Annotated in this window: 16 protein-coding genes; 7 read left to right on the forward strand and 9 right to left on the reverse strand. The window is 72.5% G+C overall.

Annotation, left to right across the window (positions count from 1 at the left end; genetic code table 11):
* Positions 1 to 137: 137 nt before the first annotated feature.
* A complete protein-coding gene (locus OHB09_RS17010) occupies positions 138 to 494 on the reverse strand; it encodes a hypothetical protein (protein WP_093591292.1) in 357 nt (118 codons plus the stop codon).
* Positions 495 to 845: 351 nt separating this feature from the next.
* Here OHB09_RS17010 and OHB09_RS17015 point away from each other — a divergent pair, with 351 nt between their 5' ends.
* A complete protein-coding gene (locus tag OHB09_RS17015) occupies positions 846 to 1,565 on the forward strand; it encodes a response regulator transcription factor (RefSeq protein WP_191853986.1) in 720 nt (239 codons plus the stop codon).
* A 5-nt stretch (positions 1,566 to 1,570) separates the two neighbouring features.
* Complete coding sequence (locus OHB09_RS17020; RefSeq protein WP_328923025.1) at positions 1,571 to 3,196, forward strand: sensor histidine kinase; 1,626 nt, start codon at positions 1,571 to 1,573, stop codon at positions 3,194 to 3,196.
* 158 nt (positions 3,197 to 3,354) lie between these two features.
* On the opposite strand, the gene OHB09_RS17025 is transcribed toward OHB09_RS17020, so the two are convergent.
* From OHB09_RS17025 to OHB09_RS17045, 5 genes are all read right to left on the reverse strand, one after another.
* A complete protein-coding gene (locus tag OHB09_RS17025) occupies positions 3,355 to 4,539 on the reverse strand; it encodes an ABC transporter permease (RefSeq protein WP_234526998.1) in 1,185 nt (394 codons plus the stop codon).
* A 77-nt stretch (positions 4,540 to 4,616) separates the two neighbouring features.
* Entirely contained in the window at positions 4,617 to 5,393 is a 777-nt protein-coding gene (locus OHB09_RS17030) for an ABC transporter ATP-binding protein (RefSeq protein WP_407077331.1), read from the reverse strand.
* Positions 5,390 to 6,835, reverse strand: coding sequence for a peptidoglycan-binding domain-containing protein (locus tag OHB09_RS17035; protein WP_328922193.1), 1,446 nt, complete (start codon positions 6,833 to 6,835; stop codon positions 5,390 to 5,392). Before OHB09_RS17035 ends, OHB09_RS17030 begins: the two co-directional genes overlap by 4 nt.
* Positions 6,836 to 6,853: 18 nt before the next feature.
* Entirely contained in the window at positions 6,854 to 7,423 is a 570-nt protein-coding gene (locus tag OHB09_RS17040) for a hypothetical protein (protein WP_191890943.1), read from the reverse strand.
* 91 nt (positions 7,424 to 7,514) lie between these two features.
* Entirely contained in the window at positions 7,515 to 9,005 is a 1,491-nt protein-coding gene (locus OHB09_RS17045; RefSeq protein ID WP_328922194.1) for an AAA family ATPase, read from the reverse strand.
* 144 nt (positions 9,006 to 9,149) lie between these two features.
* Between OHB09_RS17045 and OHB09_RS17050 the strand changes: the two genes are divergently transcribed.
* Positions 9,150 to 9,992 carry an alpha/beta fold hydrolase gene (locus OHB09_RS17050; protein ID WP_328922195.1) on the forward strand — a complete coding sequence of 281 codons (843 nt, stop codon included), beginning with the start codon at positions 9,150 to 9,152 and terminating at the stop codon, positions 9,990 to 9,992.
* A 23-nt stretch (positions 9,993 to 10,015) separates the two neighbouring features.
* On the opposite strand, the gene OHB09_RS17055 is transcribed toward OHB09_RS17050, so the two are convergent.
* Both OHB09_RS17055 and OHB09_RS17060 read right to left on the reverse strand, forming a co-directional pair.
* Positions 10,016 to 10,933 carry a hypothetical protein gene (locus OHB09_RS17055; protein WP_191890946.1) on the reverse strand — a complete coding sequence of 306 codons (918 nt, stop codon included), beginning with the start codon at positions 10,931 to 10,933 and terminating at the stop codon, positions 10,016 to 10,018.
* A gap of 78 nt (positions 10,934 to 11,011) precedes the next feature.
* Complete coding sequence (locus OHB09_RS17060) at positions 11,012 to 11,446, reverse strand: ATP-binding protein (RefSeq protein WP_191853990.1); 435 nt, start codon at positions 11,444 to 11,446, stop codon at positions 11,012 to 11,014.
* Positions 11,447 to 11,686: 240 nt separating this feature from the next.
* On the opposite strand from OHB09_RS17060, the gene OHB09_RS17065 reads away from it, so the two are divergent.
* The 3 genes from OHB09_RS17065 to OHB09_RS17075 are packed head-to-tail and all read left to right on the forward strand — an operon-like array spanning position 11,687 to position 12,926.
* Positions 11,687 to 12,538 carry a helix-turn-helix domain-containing protein gene (locus OHB09_RS17065; RefSeq protein WP_328922196.1) on the forward strand — a complete coding sequence of 284 codons (852 nt, stop codon included), beginning with the start codon at positions 11,687 to 11,689 and terminating at the stop codon, positions 12,536 to 12,538.
* A gap of 2 nt (positions 12,539 to 12,540) precedes the next feature.
* Positions 12,541 to 12,732 (forward strand): DUF397 domain-containing protein, encoded by a 192-nt coding sequence (locus OHB09_RS17070; protein ID WP_040894323.1) that lies wholly within the window; start codon positions 12,541 to 12,543, stop codon positions 12,730 to 12,732.
* Positions 12,729 to 12,926 (forward strand): DUF397 domain-containing protein, encoded by a 198-nt coding sequence (locus OHB09_RS17075; RefSeq protein WP_319118812.1) that lies wholly within the window; start codon positions 12,729 to 12,731, stop codon positions 12,924 to 12,926. Before OHB09_RS17070 ends, OHB09_RS17075 begins: the two co-directional genes overlap by 4 nt.
* Before the next feature lie 63 nt (positions 12,927 to 12,989).
* On the opposite strand, the gene OHB09_RS17080 is transcribed toward OHB09_RS17075, so the two are convergent.
* On the reverse strand, positions 12,990 to 13,505 hold the full coding sequence (locus OHB09_RS17080; RefSeq protein WP_006138786.1) for a nuclear transport factor 2 family protein: 516 nt from the start codon (positions 13,503 to 13,505) through the stop codon (positions 12,990 to 12,992).
* A 119-nt stretch (positions 13,506 to 13,624) separates the two neighbouring features.
* Here OHB09_RS17080 and OHB09_RS17085 point away from each other — a divergent pair, with 119 nt between their 5' ends.
* Positions 13,625 to 14,263 carry a TetR/AcrR family transcriptional regulator gene (locus tag OHB09_RS17085; protein ID WP_006138788.1) on the forward strand — a complete coding sequence of 213 codons (639 nt, stop codon included), beginning with the start codon at positions 13,625 to 13,627 and terminating at the stop codon, positions 14,261 to 14,263.
* Positions 14,264 to 14,332 lie beyond the last annotated feature (69 nt).

Below are 14,332 nucleotides of genomic sequence, written 5' to 3' on the forward strand. Positions count from 1 at the left end.
CGCATTCCGCTTTCACGCCTGTTCCGCGCGCGCCGTTTTCCCGGAAGCGCGGGAGTGCGGGAAAACAAGTGGGAAGAAGGGGCGGCCTACCGGCCGCCCCTTCCTCGTTCACGGTTCCCTTTCGCCGTGCCGCGGCGTCAGAAGCCGCAGTAGACCAGGCTGCCGTAGTCGCTCAGCAGGTCGTCGCGGACCCAGCCGTAGACGCCCGTGGAGTCGTTCCGCAGGTACGTCCAGGTGTAGTCGCCCGCGATGGTGTAGCAGTGGTAGTCCAGCCGCTGGGTGTTGTACGCGATCCCCTTGACGGTGCAGCTGGTGCTGGAACCACTGCGCTCGTTGGCCCCGTCGGCCGTCTTGTTCCAGGAGCCGCCGTCCTTGTCGGCGACGGTCTTGCCACAGGACGCCGAGGCCGAGGCCGGCGTGGTGGCCAGTGCGATCGGAAGGCTCGCGGCCACGGCCACGAGTGCCGGCAGCACGACTGCGAAGCGACGCTTCATTGATCCCCCATCGTCGTTTTTCTGTCGTTGTTGCGACCGCTACGATTCGACTTCCGACATGCTGAGGAAATGATTCCGCCACAGGTTGGCCATATTCTTTCGGCGTGTGTCCGGAAAAGCGTGGAGGGGGAATAGGACATTCCTGTGGCGGAACGGAACGGGTGAGTGCCGGGCGGCAGAGCGGGGGAATGGCCTGATCAATACGGGCGGAGGATCGCCGCGCCGCCCTGGATTCACGGATTCCGGAATTCCCCTTTCCGGCCCCAGGCGGAGGAAATTGATCCGTATCCACCCCTGATCAGCGGCCGGGTGTTTCCGGTACGTTGTGGAATCCCCGTCGAAGGAGTCGCGTTGCCCGCTCGCATACTCGTCGCCGAGGACGACGTGAAACAGGCGCAACTGATCCGCATCTACCTGGAGCGGGAGGGACACGACATACAGGTCGTGGCCGACGGACGCTCCGCGATCGACCGCGCCCGCGCGTCCCGGCCGGACCTGCTCGTTCTCGACGTGATGATGCCGCACGTCGACGGACTCGACGTCTGCCGCGTGCTGCGCGCCGAGTCCCGGGTCCCGATCCTGCTGCTGACCGCCCGCAGCACCGAGGAGGACCTGCTGCTCGGCCTCGACCTCGGCGCCGACGACTATCTGACCAAGCCGTACAGCCCCCGCGAACTCACCGCCCGGGTACGCGCCCTGCTGCGCCGGGCGCGCCCCGCCGAGGGCGAGCGGCCGCCGGTCCTCACGGTGGGCGACCTGGTGGTCGACACCGCCCGGTTCGAGGTGCGGGCGGCGGGCGAACCGGTGCCGTTGACCGGCAAGGAGTTCGCGATCCTCGCCCTCCTCGCGGCCGAACCGGGCCGGGTCTTCACCCGGGCCCAGATCATCGACCGCGTCTTCGGCTTCGACCAGCAGGTCCTGGAGCGCACCGTCGACGCCCACGTGATGAACCTGCGCCGCAAGCTGGACGGCGGCCGCCCGGGCACCCGGCACGTCGAGACGGTGTACGGCCGCGGCTACCGGCTCGCGACGGCGGACCCCGGGGACCGCGCCCACCACGGCGGGCGGTGAGCGCCGTGAGTTTCCGGCTGCGGGTGCTCGCCCTGCTGGCGCTGATCGCGCTCACCGCCACCGGCGCGACCGCGTGGCTGACCCTGCGGCAGGCCACCAGCCAAGTGAAGGAGTCCGTGGCGGCCGGCCGGGAGGACGTCAGCCGGATCACCGAGGCCCTCCAGGAGTACGGGTTCGCGCACGGGACCTGGGAGGGCGTCTCCCCCACCGTGCGCGCGCTGGCGAAGGACACCGGGCAGCGCATCCGCGTCGTCACCGACAACGACGTGCTCCTCGCCGATTCCGACGCCCTCGCCGGCCGCGGCCCGCGTGCGGCCGGGGGACAGCCGCCGGTCCTCGTCGACCCCCGGCCCCGGCTGCGGATACCCGCCGGGCCGGTGCGGCGCGCCTCGGTGAAGCGGACGGTGACCGCGATCGCCGAGTACCGCTCCGCCCTCACCCACGCCGGCTGCCTCACCCGGGCCGGCGCCACCGTCACCGCACGCCCCGACGCCCTCGGCATCCCGAGGATCACCGCCGACCGGAAGCCGGGCAACTGCGTCACCCCCGACCCCGGCGCGGACCCGCGCGCCGGGGAGGACAACGAGGCCCTGGTCCCCTGCGCCGAGGAGAGCACGGACGGGCGGTTCACCGCCTGCCTGCGCCGGGTCTTCGCCGAGCGGACGGCGACGCTCGCCCCGCCGCGCCTGGAGGTCGGCCTCGGCTTCCGCGGCGAGGCGCCCGCCGGGCTCGCCGCCGCCCCCACCGTGGCCGTCGCGGCGGGTGTCGCCCTCGTCGCCGTACTGGGGGCGCTGCTGCTCAGCCGGGCCGTGCTGCGGCCGGTGCGCGCCCTGACCTCGGCCGCCCGGGGCCTGGGTGAGGGCGAACTCGCCCGCCGGGTGCCGGTCTCGGGACGGGACGAGATCGCCGAACTCGGCCGGGCCTTCAACCGCATGGCCGAGTCCCTGCAGTCCGCCGAGGAACGCCAGCGCCGCCTGACCGGCGACATCGCCCACGAACTGCGCACCCCGCTCGCCAACCTGCGCGGCTACTTGGAGGCGCTGCGGGACGGCGTGGTCGACCCCTCGCCCGAACTCCTCGACTCCCTGCACGAGGAGGCGATGCTCCAGCAGCGCATCGTCGACGACCTCCAGGATCTCGCGCTGGCCGAGGCGGGGGCGCTCACCTACCACCGGGCCGAGGTCGGCCTCGGCGACCTGCTGGAGACCGCCCGCACCGCGCACGCCGCCCAGGCCGAGGCGGCCGGGGTGGCGCTGCGGACCCGGGTGCCGCACCCGGTCCGCGTCCACGCCGACGCGGACCGGCTGCGGCAGGTCGTGGGCAACCTCCTCGGCAACGCCCTGCGGGCCACCCCGCCCGGCGGCACGGTGATCCTCTCCGCCGAACGGCACGGCGCAAGGGCCGTGCTGCGGGTCGCGGACACCGGCACGGGCATCCCGGCGGAGCAACTGCCGCACCTCTTCGACCGCTTCTGGCGGGCGGACGCGGCCCGCGGGAGGCAGACGGGGGGCAGCGGTCTGGGCCTGTCCATCGCCCGGCAGATCGTCGCGGACCACGGGGGCACGGTGGAGGTGGAGAGCACGGTGGGCGCCGGCACGACCTTCACGGTGACGCTGGCGGCGACTCCCTGACGGACCACCGGGTCCGCGGGACGTGCCGTGCGTGCCGTGCCCGGCGGCTCCGACGTCACGGCCCCGCCAGCGCCAGCGCCAGGGTCAGCGCCAGCGCCAGCGCCAGGGTCAGCGCCTGCTCCTGCGCAGGTGCCGGGCAGGCACGGCGGATCCGGGGATCACGGCCCCGCCAGTGCCTGCGTCGGTGCCAGGCGTCCGGCCCGGACCGCCGGGTAGAGCCCGGCCACCGCTCCGATCACCAGCGTCACGCCCAGCCCGGCAGCCGTCGCCCACACCGGTACCTCCGTCGGCCAGCCCCGTGCCGCGGCGAACACGGCGGTGATCGCCGTCCCCAGCACCGTGCCGCCGAGGCCGCCGAGCGCCGACAGCAGCAGCGACTCCGACACGAACTGCCCCCGGATCTGCCCGCTGGTCGCCCCCAGTGCCCGTCGCAGACCGATCTCGGGCCGGCGCTCCAGCACCGAGATGACCATCGTGTTGCCCACCCCGACCCCGCCCACCAGCAGCGCCACCGAACCGAGCCCCAGCAACAGCCCGGTCAGCGTCGACTCCGCGGCCTCGCGGGCGGCGAGCGCGTCCGAGGGCCGGGAGACGAGGACGCCGCTCGGCTTCTCCGGGTTGGCGGTGGCCGCGAGGACCTCGCGGACCGCGCCGACCCGGTCGTCCCGGGTCCGCACGTACACCGTGGAGGGGTGCCCGTCGAAGCCCAGGTAGGTGCGCGCCGCCTGCCGTCCGACCAGCGCGGAGCCGTCGATCTCCGGGGCGAGCGGCACCGGGTCGAGCACGCCGACCAGGGCGAACCACTGGCCGCCGAGCCACAGCCGGGTGCCCGGCGTGTAGACGTCGAGCCGACGGGCCGCCTGCGCGCCGAGCACGACCGCCGGGTACTCCTCGGTCGCCCGGCTCAGCCACCGGCCGGTGCGCAGCTCGCCGCCGACCGCGGGCAGCAGCCCGGACCAGGCCGCGGCCACCTGGATGCTGCCGGTGCGGCCCACGGGCACGTGCCGGTTGCGGTAGACCGCCGCGTCCTCGACCAGCCCGGTCGCGGCCACCCGCTGGACGGGTCCGATGCGCCGGATCATCGGCACGGACTCCACCGGCAGCCGGGTCGTCGTCCCGTCGGGTGTCTGACCGGGGGCGACCCGCAGCATGTTGGTGCCGAGCGCGTCCAGGCGACGGTCGACCTCGGCCCGGCTGGAGGAGGAGATGCCGACGACGGCGACCATCGCGGCCACGCCGATGGCGATGCCGAGAGCGGAGAGGAAGACGCGCAGCGGCCGGGTGCGCAGCCCGGTGCCGCCGAGGCGCACGAAGTCGGCGGGCCGCAGCCGCGCGGGGCGCAGCGCCCGCTCCGCGTTCCGCGGGGTTCCTTCTTCGCTCCCCTGCGCCCTTCCCCCGCTCCGCCGTGCGCGCCCGTGCCTCACCGCCCGGCCTCCGTTCCGGCCGCCGCCGTGGGCGCGGCGGCGGCGGCGGTGGTGGCGGTGGTGGCCGCCGTGTCGGCGACGATCCGGCCGTCCCGCATCTCGACCCGGCGGTCGAACTCCCGCGCCATCTCCCGGTCGTGGGTGATGACGACGACGGTCGTGCCCGCCGTGTGCAGTTCGCGCAGCAGCGCCAGCACGGCCGCGCCGGAGGCCGAGTCGAGGTTGCCGGTCGGCTCGTCGGCCAGTAGCAGCGCGGGCTCGCCGATCACCGCGCGGGCGACCGCCGCGCGCTGCCGCTCGCCCCCGGAGAGCTGGTGCGGGAGGTGCCCGAGCCGGTGGTCGAGCCCGACCCGGGCGAGCGCGCGTGCGGCCCGGCGGCGCCGCTCCCTCGCCGGCACCCCGGTGTACAGCAGCCCGTCGGCGACCGTGTCGAGCACGGGCACGCCGACCGCGAGGTGGAACTGCTGGAAGACGAACCCGATGTGCTGCGCCCGCAGCGCGGACAGCTCGCGGTCGGTGAGCCCGGCGACCTCGTACCCGTCGATCGTGACCCGTCCGGTGGAGGGCCGGTCCAGGGTGCCCATCAGGTGCAGCATCGTGGACTTCCCCGAGCCGGACGGGCCGACCAGGCACAGGAGTTCGCCGTGGTGGACGGTCAGGTCGACGCCGGCGACGGCGGTGACACCGCCCGGGTAGCTCTTGGACACGCCCTCGAACACGACGACCGTGCGGGGACGTGCCCCGGGCCCCTCGGTGCCCACGTCCGTACTCACTCGGGGATCCTCACCTTCATGCCCTCGTGCACGGCGGGGCCGCTCACCTCGACCCGGCCGCCGGCGAAGAGCCCCGTCTTCACCGCGACGAACCGCCCGGACCCGTCCCCGGCCCTGCCGCTCTTCTCCTCGCCGCCGTCGTCCCCGTCGTCCCCGTCGTCCGCGAGTTCGAGGCCGTAGCCGCCCTCGGCGAGCGCGGTCAGCGCGGCGACGGGGACGGTCAGCACGTTCTTGCGCTGCTTCTCCGTGTGGCGCACGGTGACCGGGCCGCTCTGCAGCCGGCCGAGCGCGCCCTGGTCCTCGAAGGTGATGACGACGGAGACGGTGGCGCTCCTGCCCCCGCCGTCGGAGCCGCCGTCGGCGCCCCCGTCCGTGCCGTCCCCGGCGCCTCCACCGCTTCCACCGCCTCCGCCGTCCTCGCCGCCGGACGGCGCGGAGGCGGCCGAGCCGAGGCTCGCGACGGTGCCGGTGACCGTGTGCCCGTCGGGCAGCTCGACGGAGACCTCGCTGCCCCGCCCGGCCCAGTCGGTGTCGCCCGCGGGGACGCCGACGGTGACCATGCGGGAGGTGCTGGTGTAGCTGACGGGGTCGCCGGAGGCGGCCTCCCCGACGCGGGCACTGGTCCCGGCGATCCGCACGGGCCCGGAGGCGTACACGACGTCGCCGAGCCCGACGCGGCCGGTCCTCGGCAGCCCCAGGTCCGCCTGCCAGCGCTTCACGGCGGCGGCGGTCAGCTCCGTGTACGACTCGTCGACGGTGAACCCGGAGTACCCGAGCGCACTGAGGTTCTCCTCGAACTGCTTGACGTCCATGCCGTGCAGGGGGCGGGGCGGGGTGACCCGGGTGGTGGAGGCGGCGTCGGGGGTGGTGGTGCCGGGCGTGCCGCCCGAGGAGGCCTTGGCACCGGCCCCGGCGCCCCCCGCCTCACCGGCGGACGCGGTGGACGTCCCACCGCCGGATGCGGCCGAGTCTCCCTCGCCGCCCTCCGGCGCACGGGCCGTCGGCCTGCGCACCCCCAACTCCCGGTACATCGGCAGGCTGCCGTACAGCAGCACCACCGGCCGGTCGTCGACGCGCAGCACCTGCTGCCCCCGCCGTACGGTCGCGCCGGTGGCCGGCAGCCAGGTCACCGTGCCCTCCGCCCTGACCGGGAAGGGGACCTGGGGGCCGTGGCCGAGCCGGCCGTCGATCTCGGTGCGCTCGGTGAGGGTGGCGCGGGTGACCGAGACGACCTGGCTGCTGCGTCCGGGCGCCGCCGTGCCCTCCGCGTCGCCGTCCCCTCCCAGGCCCAGCGCGCCGACGGCGACGACCACGGCGACGGCCAGGACCCCGGCGCCGACCAGCAGCGCTCTGCGCCGCCGGCGCGGAACGCCGTCCGGTGTACCGACGTCGGTGCCCTCGTCCTCGCCGCGCGTGGGGTTCTCCTCCGTGAGGTGCTCCATCGCCGTGTCCCCGTCCCGTCAGCCCTTGGCCGGGGGCGCGTCGGCCGGGACGCCGATGATCGAGGCGCACTTGCGAGTGGCGCGCTTGGCCCCGGCGGAGGAGGAGTCCCAGGTGACGTCGCGGAAGTGGCCGCTGTCGTCGGTGTCGGGGAAGTCGGGGGCGCCGTGCTCCTGCATGCAGGCGGCGTACTTCTCGTTCTTGTGGATCTCGTCCTTGGACAGCTCCGGCTGCTGCGCCTTCTCGACGCTCTCCGGGACCGGCACGCTGAGGTCGGCGCACTTCTCCTGCGCCTTCAGGGCCTTGGGGTCGCGCTTCCACTTCGACTGGTCGCCGAGGTCGACCCTGCCGCGGGCGTCCGGGTCGGGCGCGTCCAGACCGGCCCCGCGCAGGCAGTCGACCCACTTGCGCTGGGCGTCGACGTAGTCCGCGAGCTCACCGGAGGAGCCCTTGGAGGCCCCGGCCGAGGTCTTGCCGCCGCCCGCCGAGGCGACCTCCCCGTCGTCACCCCCGCCGCCCCCGCACCCGGCGGCCAGCACGACCGCCGCCCCGGCCACCCAGACCCGCCACCCGAACCGCCGCGCACCCATCCCCACGTCCCCCTTCTCACCGTCACGGCCCGCTCCGGCCGACCGGCGACGAAGGTAGAACGCCACCCATGAAGAACCTGTGAAGAACCCATCAAGAACCGTTCCGCCTCCCGGTCGGCCCCGCCGGCCGGCCGCGCCAGGCGTCGACCACGTCCTCCGCCCCCCACACCAGCCCGACCCCTTCGTCATCGGCCACCGCCTCGGCCACGCCCGACAGCGACACGAGGGCGAGGCGTGCGGGCCCCGGTACGAACCCGGGGATCTCGACGGCGCCCCGGGCGAGCGCGGCCAGGTCGTGCGGGTCGAAGGGCGAGCCGAGCCACTTCACGGACCCGGCGAAGAACACGGTGCCGGCGACGGGTGTGCGGTCGGCGCCGACGAGGTCGATCTCGGGGGAGAACCGGCGGTTCCACCAGCCGCCGACCGCCTCGGTACCGGGCCACGGGAAGTCGTCCTCGACCGCCGCCAGTTCGAGCGACTCCCGGACCAGCGGCTCGACGGCCCTCCCCCGCCAGGCCGCCCACCGCCGCTCGACCACACGGTACGCGGTCTCGGGCCGGCCCCGCCGGGACAGTGCCTGCGCGGAGCGCAGCGCGGCGAGGTAGAGGCGCAGGTTGCTGTCGGCCACCCGGTAGAGGGCGGGTTTGCCGGGACTGGCGGACAGCGGGGTGTCCGAGGCGAGCACGTGTTTCTCGTCGGTGAGCCGCCGCAGCAGAGGGGACAGTATCCCGGAGGGCAGCGCACCGCTCCGGCTGCCGGCGGTCGCGGCGATGTTCGCGTGCGTACGGTCGCCGCTCCCCACCGCCTCCAGAACCCGGCGGGCCTGGTCCGGCGTGGGGAACTCGGCCATGAGGGCCGTCTCGGGAACGCCGAACAGCGGAGACGCGGGGTCGGCGCACTCGGCCTCGACGAAGTCGAGCGCGGGGGTGGCGTGCGGCCAGGCCCGCAGGATGCCCGGCAGCCCTCCGGACACGAGGTGGGCGTCGATCGCGTCCGCCGCGTCGAGCCCCAGCGCGTCGCCCGTCTCGGCGACGTTCAGGGGGCCGAGGACCATGTTGTCGGCCCGTCCGTAGAAGGGCCGGTCGTAGGCGGTGAAGCGCTCCATCATGTGCAGGTCGCTGCCGAGCAGCAGCAGGAGCACCGGGCGGCCGGCGAGCAGGCGGTCCCAGGCCGTCTGCAGCGCCCCGTCGAACACGGGATCCTGTTCGGCGAGCCACGGCAGTTCGTCGAGCACGACGACGGCGGGGGCGTTCGGCAGCACGGAGGCGAGCACGCGGAAGGCGTCCGCCCAGTTGGTGGGCGGGTCCTTCGGCAGCAGTTCGCGGTCGACGGGGAGCGAGGACTCCCCGAGCTCGGCGAGGAAGTCGGCGATCCCCTCCACGGGCGAGGCGCCCTTGGTCGCGGTGAAGAACAGGTACGGCCGGTCCGCCCGGTCGCAGAATTCCTGCACCAGCCGCGACTTCCCGACCTGCCGTCGCCCTCTGATGGCGACGGCGGCACCGCCACCGGTGGCGGCCACCCGGTCGAGCCGCTTGTGCAGCAGCGCCAGCTCCGTGTGACGGCCCACGAAGGGAGTGGCCATGCGAGCCTCCGGGTAGTTGGTGTCTACGTAGAATCAATCTACCTAAACTTTCCGCGCCGTCCTGCCCGCTTCCGTCGCGGCTGCCCTTCCCGCCGTACCGGACGTAGGCTCGCGCCCCTCTACTTCACCCGAACGGGGGCGCTTATGAGGTACGCCGACTGGATCGCCGGTGGTGAGCGGGTGGAGCTCGACGGGCACCGGCTGTTCGTCCGGCAGGACGGCGAGGGGCGCCCGGTGACGCTGCTCCACGGGTTCCCGACCTCCTCCCACGACTGGGCGTGGACCGTGCCCTCCCTGGTCGCGGCGGGCTGCCGGGTCACCTCCCTCGACCTGCTCGGCTTCGGGCACAGCGACAAACCGCGCGGCCACCGGTACGCGATCCATGAACAGGCCGACCTGGTCGAAGCCCTGTGGGGCCGCCTCGGGACCGGCCCGACCATGCTGGTCGCCCACGACTACGGGGTCTCGGTCGCCCAGGAACTCCTGGCCCGCGACCCCGGCCGCCTCACCCGGACCGCCCTGCTCAACGGCGGCCTCTACGGCGATCTGCACCGCCCGGTCCCGGTGCAGCGCCTGCTGCACAGCCCCCTCGGCCCGCTGTTCGCCCGTCTCACGGACGAGAAGCGGTTCGTGGCCGGTCTGCGCGGCGTCCTGTCCCGGCCCGTACCGGACGAGGTGCTGCATGACATGTGGACGGCCGCCGACCACGAGAACGGCCGCCTGCTCGCCCCCCGCCTGCTGCGCTACATCGACGACCGGCGCGTCCACTTCGACCGCTGGTCCGCCTCGCTCGAATGGTACGAGGGCCCCCTGCTGTTCGTCTGGGGCCCCGAGGACCCGGTGAGCGGCGCCCACGTCCTGCCCCGCCTCCGCGAACGCCGCCCCGAGGCCACGTTCACGGTGCTCCCCGGCGTCGGCCACTACCCCCAGGTCGAGGCCCCGGAGGAAACGGCGGAGGCGCTGTCCGCGTTTCTCACGGCACCCTGACCCGGCCGTCCCTCGTCTCGGTCTCAGGCACCGCCGGCCGCGGCCTCCTCGAACAGCTCCTCCGCCCGCACCACGGTCCCGGCGCGGTCGAGCCAGTCGCTGACCACTGTGAGATCGGTGCAGCCGAGGATGCGCTCCCGGGCGGAGTCGGGGACCGGAATCCCCCGGACCTCCAGCACCCGCAGGACACCCTTGGCCTCGCCTCGCGCCTCGCCCTCCGCCTTGCCCTCCGCCTTGCCCTCGAGGTACGTCTCCTCGAAGAGCGTGCCCCTGCCGGGGAAGTAAGTGCCGACCATCTTCTGCAGACCTTTCCATGTCGTGCGGGCCGGAGTGTCTTCCAGGCCCACTTCCACGAACTCGCACCAGTACTTCGCCGTGGCCGCGTCGAACGACCGCATTCCGTGGGCCAGCGTGTTCAGTATGGCGTCGATTTTCCCGCTTTCGCTGTGCACGATCGCGGACACCGTCGCCAGCGCCGGTTCCCGGGCGACCATCGACTCGTCCGTGATTTCGGGAACGTTGTCCGGGCCGAGTACGAAGGGACGTGTGACCTGGGTCGACCACGGCCCGACTCGGCACTCGAAAGGTCCGGCCGCCCACTTGGCCGTCGTCCGACTCCGGCAGACCGCCACGAGCAGCACCGGCACGCCGAACTTCGCGTACAGGTACGCGACGTAGTAGGCCCAGTTCATTTCTTTGTCCCGGGCCCTTCTCGTCTGGGCCTCGACCGCGATGAGGAAGCCGTCCCCCTCGGAGGGATCGACCTTGAGCACGGTGTCCACCCGGCGCTCGAGCGGACGGATTTCCGTGGCGTCCGGGGTGAGCGCGTTGATGGATGCCTTCGCCGGTGGCGGCAGCCCCAGCGCCTCGAATACGGGAGCGAGGACCTCCGGATGCTCCTGGAAGATCCGGTGAGAGACCTCATGTGTCGATGTGACCATGTACGCAACCTAGAGAGGGAAACAGGCGCCCGTCCGAGTGATCGGTGACGTTCACCCGTGCGGGGTGCGAGTGGGAGTTCAGGCGACGACCCGGACGCCGGTGGTCAGTTCGCACCAGACGTACTTGCCACGGTTGCCGTGGCGGGACAGGGTGTGCCAGCCCCAGTGGTCCGCGCAGGAGCGGACGAGGAGGAGGCCGCGGCCGTCCTCCTGGAGCGCCGGCTCCGGGGAGTCGGGCGGCTCCGGGGGCTCGGGGTCCGTGTCCCACGCCCCGATGCGGAGGGTGCCCCCGGCGTACCGCACGCGGAGCGCCGCGGGGCCCTCGGTGTGCAGGACGGCGTTGCTGATCAGCTCGGTCGCGAGCAGCTCCGCGGCGTCGACGAGGCCGATCAGTCCGTGCAGGGTGAGGATCAGGCGCAGGGTGCGCCGGCTGACGGTGACGGCACGAAGGTCGTTCGGGACGGAGAGGCAGTACTCCCAGGATGCGCTCGGGTCCGTGTCGTGTGCGGGCATGGGTCGACTCCGTTTGCCTGGATGGGGTGATCGTCCGCGGTGCACGGAGGTGGCCTGCCGCGGCCGTCATGGCATGACGGTGCGGTGCGCTTCCGGTGTCCCGGCGTTCCGCAGAGTGTGCGTCGCGTCACCGACGGTAGAGGTAAATGTTTCGCCGCAGCAAGCCGGTCACGTACTCTGACACCCGATCGAGGGCGTCCAACCCTTCGTGAGCACAAGGCGATCAGGAGGGCCAAGGCGATGCCCGCGAGGACTCAACCCACCATCCGTCAGGTGCGCCTCGGCGTTGAGCTGCGGAAGCTGCGCGAAGCGGCGGGCATGACGTCCCGTGACGCGGCACGGCTGTTGGGTACCAGCCCCGCGCAGATGAGTCAGATCGAGGCGGGCAACGCGGGAGTCAGTGAGGAGCGTGTCCGCAGACTCGCGGTCCACTATGCCTGTGCCGACGCCTCGTTGATCGACGCGCTGGTCGAGATCGCGACGGACCGCACTCACGGATGGTGGGAGGACTACCGAGATGTACTGCCACCGGTATTCCAGGATCTGGCGGAGCTGGAGCACCACGCTTCGTTCATGTGGGTAGTCGGCACGGCTCACGTTCCGGGGCTGCTTCAGACGGAGGAATACGCGCGCGCTGTACTCGCCTACCGGGTCCCGGAGCTGCCGGGCAGCGAGCTGGAGGCCCGAGTGGAACACCGCATGCGTCGAAGAGCCGTACTCGGCAGGGAGGGTGCCACCCCCTACGAGGCGGTGCTGCACGAATCGGTGTTGCGTACGCGCGTCGCCGACAGAAGGGTGGCGCGAGCCCAACTTCAGGCGCTGCTAGCCGAGTCCGAGCGCCCGAACGTCACCGTGCGAGTCATCCCCTTCGACGTCGACGGGTTCGCGGGCGCCAGCTCGATGATGCTGTACGCGGGTGGGAGAGTGCCGGCACTGGACACGGTGCAGCGTGACGCACCGTACGGGTCTGTGTTTCTTGATGCCGCTGCTCAACTCCTCGCCATGCGAACGCTCTTCCGTAAGGTGGAGTTCGTATCACTGGATCCCACGGGGTCGCGGGCGTTCATTCATCGTGTGGCGGAGGAACTGTGATCGTGACGCAGTGGCAGAAGTCCTCGTTCTCGGGCCCGGGTGATGGCAATGAGTGTGTCGAAGTCGCCCGGTCGGAGGCATCCTTGCTCCTCCGTGAGAGCGATGAGCCCCCGCGAATACTCACCGTTGAGACCAGTGCCTTGGCCGCGATGCTCCGTCACCTTCAGGTGGACGCCTCGGGCAGTCCTAGGTGACGGACGGAGGCATCGCGACCGGGTGGCAGAAGTCGTCCTTCTCCAGCGGAAGCGACGGAGCCAACTGTGTGGAACTGGCCCGCGCTGAGCCCTCCTTGCTGCTGCGGGAGAGCGAGGAACCCGAGTGTGTGCTTGGCGTTCGGGCGGACGCGCTGGTCGGGCTGTTGCGGTATGTGCGCCGGGAGAGCCGGTAGGGGTGTGGGCGAGGGGGTCCGGGGAGTCGGGGTGGTGACTCGGCGGGCCCCCTCGTATCGCGTTCAGGCGGCGTCGACCGCCGAGGCCCAGTCGAGGTCCACGCCCATGTCCGCGTACATCTTCGTGTAGCCGACGTAGCAGTCGAACTTCTCGACCTTGCCGTCGCGCAGGTACCAGAAGTCTGCGGTCGGCACGTCGACCTTGTTGCCGTTGCCCTTGACGACGCCACCCGTCGGTGCCGTCAGCTCGCCGTCGAACGTGCCGCGGATGGACAGCTCGATGCTGACGACGTCGCCGCTCACGGTGATGCGCTGCAGCTCTCGGTGGACGTCGGAGAAGAGGCCCTTCATGCGGGGCAGCACCGTGCCGAGCGTCTCGCTCCGGTAGGTGTGGCCGGCGACCACGTCGTTGAAGACGCCGTCCTCGGCGAAGCCGTCGACGAACGCCTGGACGTCCATGTCGTCGCCCTCCGCCACGTCGTAGGCGTGCAGGACGACCGCGAGGTTGGTCCTCTCGCGCTCGGTCAGGTCGTGGTCGGTGAGCGGCAGCTCCGCCAGTTCGGCTTCGGTCAGGGTCATGTCGTTTCCTCCAGGTCGGTCTGGACTCGAACCCAGTTATTCAAACGATTGCTTTAACTGTAGGACGGGTGTGCGAAGCTGTCAATCGACTGTTTGAATACTTCGTCCGGAGGAGTAGCGTGACGCGGGTGGACAAGGTGGACCAGCGCCGGGAGGCCGGGCAGCGCACACGGGCCGGATTGCAGGCGGCCGCGTTGGAGCTGCTCTCGCAGCGGGGGCAGGAGGGCGTGACCCTCCGCGAGATCACGGACCTCGCCGGGGCCAACGTCGCCGCGGTGAGTTATCACTTCGGCTCGCTGAAGAAACTGTGCGAGGCGGCCATCGAGCACGCGCTGGAGCAGTACCTGAACGCCCAGATCGGCGAACTCGAGGCACTCCCCTCCACGGCAACGCTGCAGGAGGTGGCGGGGGCCTTCGCCCGCCCGATGGTGCGGGCGCTGGCGGCCGGCGGGCCGGACCTGGCGGTGATGCGCACCGTGGCGCGCGTCGGCATCGAACCCCCCGAGGGGTGGGAGCGGCTGCACGGGAAGTTCGACCGGACCCGGGACGGAGTCATCCGGGTCCTGGCACCGACGCTGCCCGATGTCGACGCGGAGGAACTCGCCTTCCGGACGCGGTGTGCGGCGGGCATGCTGAACTGGCTCGCCCTGGCCCCCATCGGCACGGAACTGGCCACCCTCCCCGCCGACCGGATCGAATGGCACCTCGTCCCGGTGGTGGCAGGAGCGCTACGCGGCGACGCCACCGTCGGCCGCTGACGCGGCAGTGTTCGACGAGGGAGTTGTCGGCGTGCCGCTGGGGCCTGCCGGGACGGAGGCCGTGCGATT

The organism is Streptomyces griseoaurantiacus (genome assembly GCF_036189845.1).
Lineage (GTDB): Bacteria > Actinomycetota > Actinomycetes > Streptomycetales > Streptomycetaceae > Streptomyces > Streptomyces griseoaurantiacus.

Excerpts from the sequence above, each read along its gene's own strand:
- OHB09_RS17010 (WP_093591292.1), bottom strand. The coding sequence starts at position 494 with ATGAAGCGTCGCTTCGCAGTCGTGCTGCCGGCACTCGTGGCCGTGGCC.
- OHB09_RS17035 (WP_328922193.1), bottom strand. The coding sequence starts at position 6,835 with ATGGAGCACCTCACGGAGGAGAACCCCACGCGCGGCGAGGACGAGGGC.
- OHB09_RS17040 (WP_191890943.1), bottom strand. The coding sequence starts at position 7,423 with ATGGGTGCGCGGCGGTTCGGGTGGCGGGTCTGGGTGGCCGGGGCGGCG.
- OHB09_RS17045 (WP_328922194.1), bottom strand. The coding sequence starts at position 9,005 with ATGGCCACTCCCTTCGTGGGCCGTCACACGGAGCTGGCGCTGCTGCAC.
- OHB09_RS17050 (WP_328922195.1), top strand. The coding sequence starts at position 9,150 with ATGAGGTACGCCGACTGGATCGCCGGTGGTGAGCGGGTGGAGCTCGAC.
- OHB09_RS17055 (WP_191890946.1), bottom strand. The coding sequence starts at position 10,933 with ATGGTCACATCGACACATGAGGTCTCTCACCGGATCTTCCAGGAGCAT.
- OHB09_RS17060 (WP_191853990.1), bottom strand. The coding sequence starts at position 11,446 with ATGCCCGCACACGACACGGACCCGAGCGCATCCTGGGAGTACTGCCTC.
- OHB09_RS17065 (WP_328922196.1), top strand. The coding sequence starts at position 11,687 with ATGCCCGCGAGGACTCAACCCACCATCCGTCAGGTGCGCCTCGGCGTT.
- OHB09_RS17080 (WP_006138786.1), bottom strand. The coding sequence starts at position 13,505 with ATGACCCTGACCGAAGCCGAACTGGCGGAGCTGCCGCTCACCGACCAC.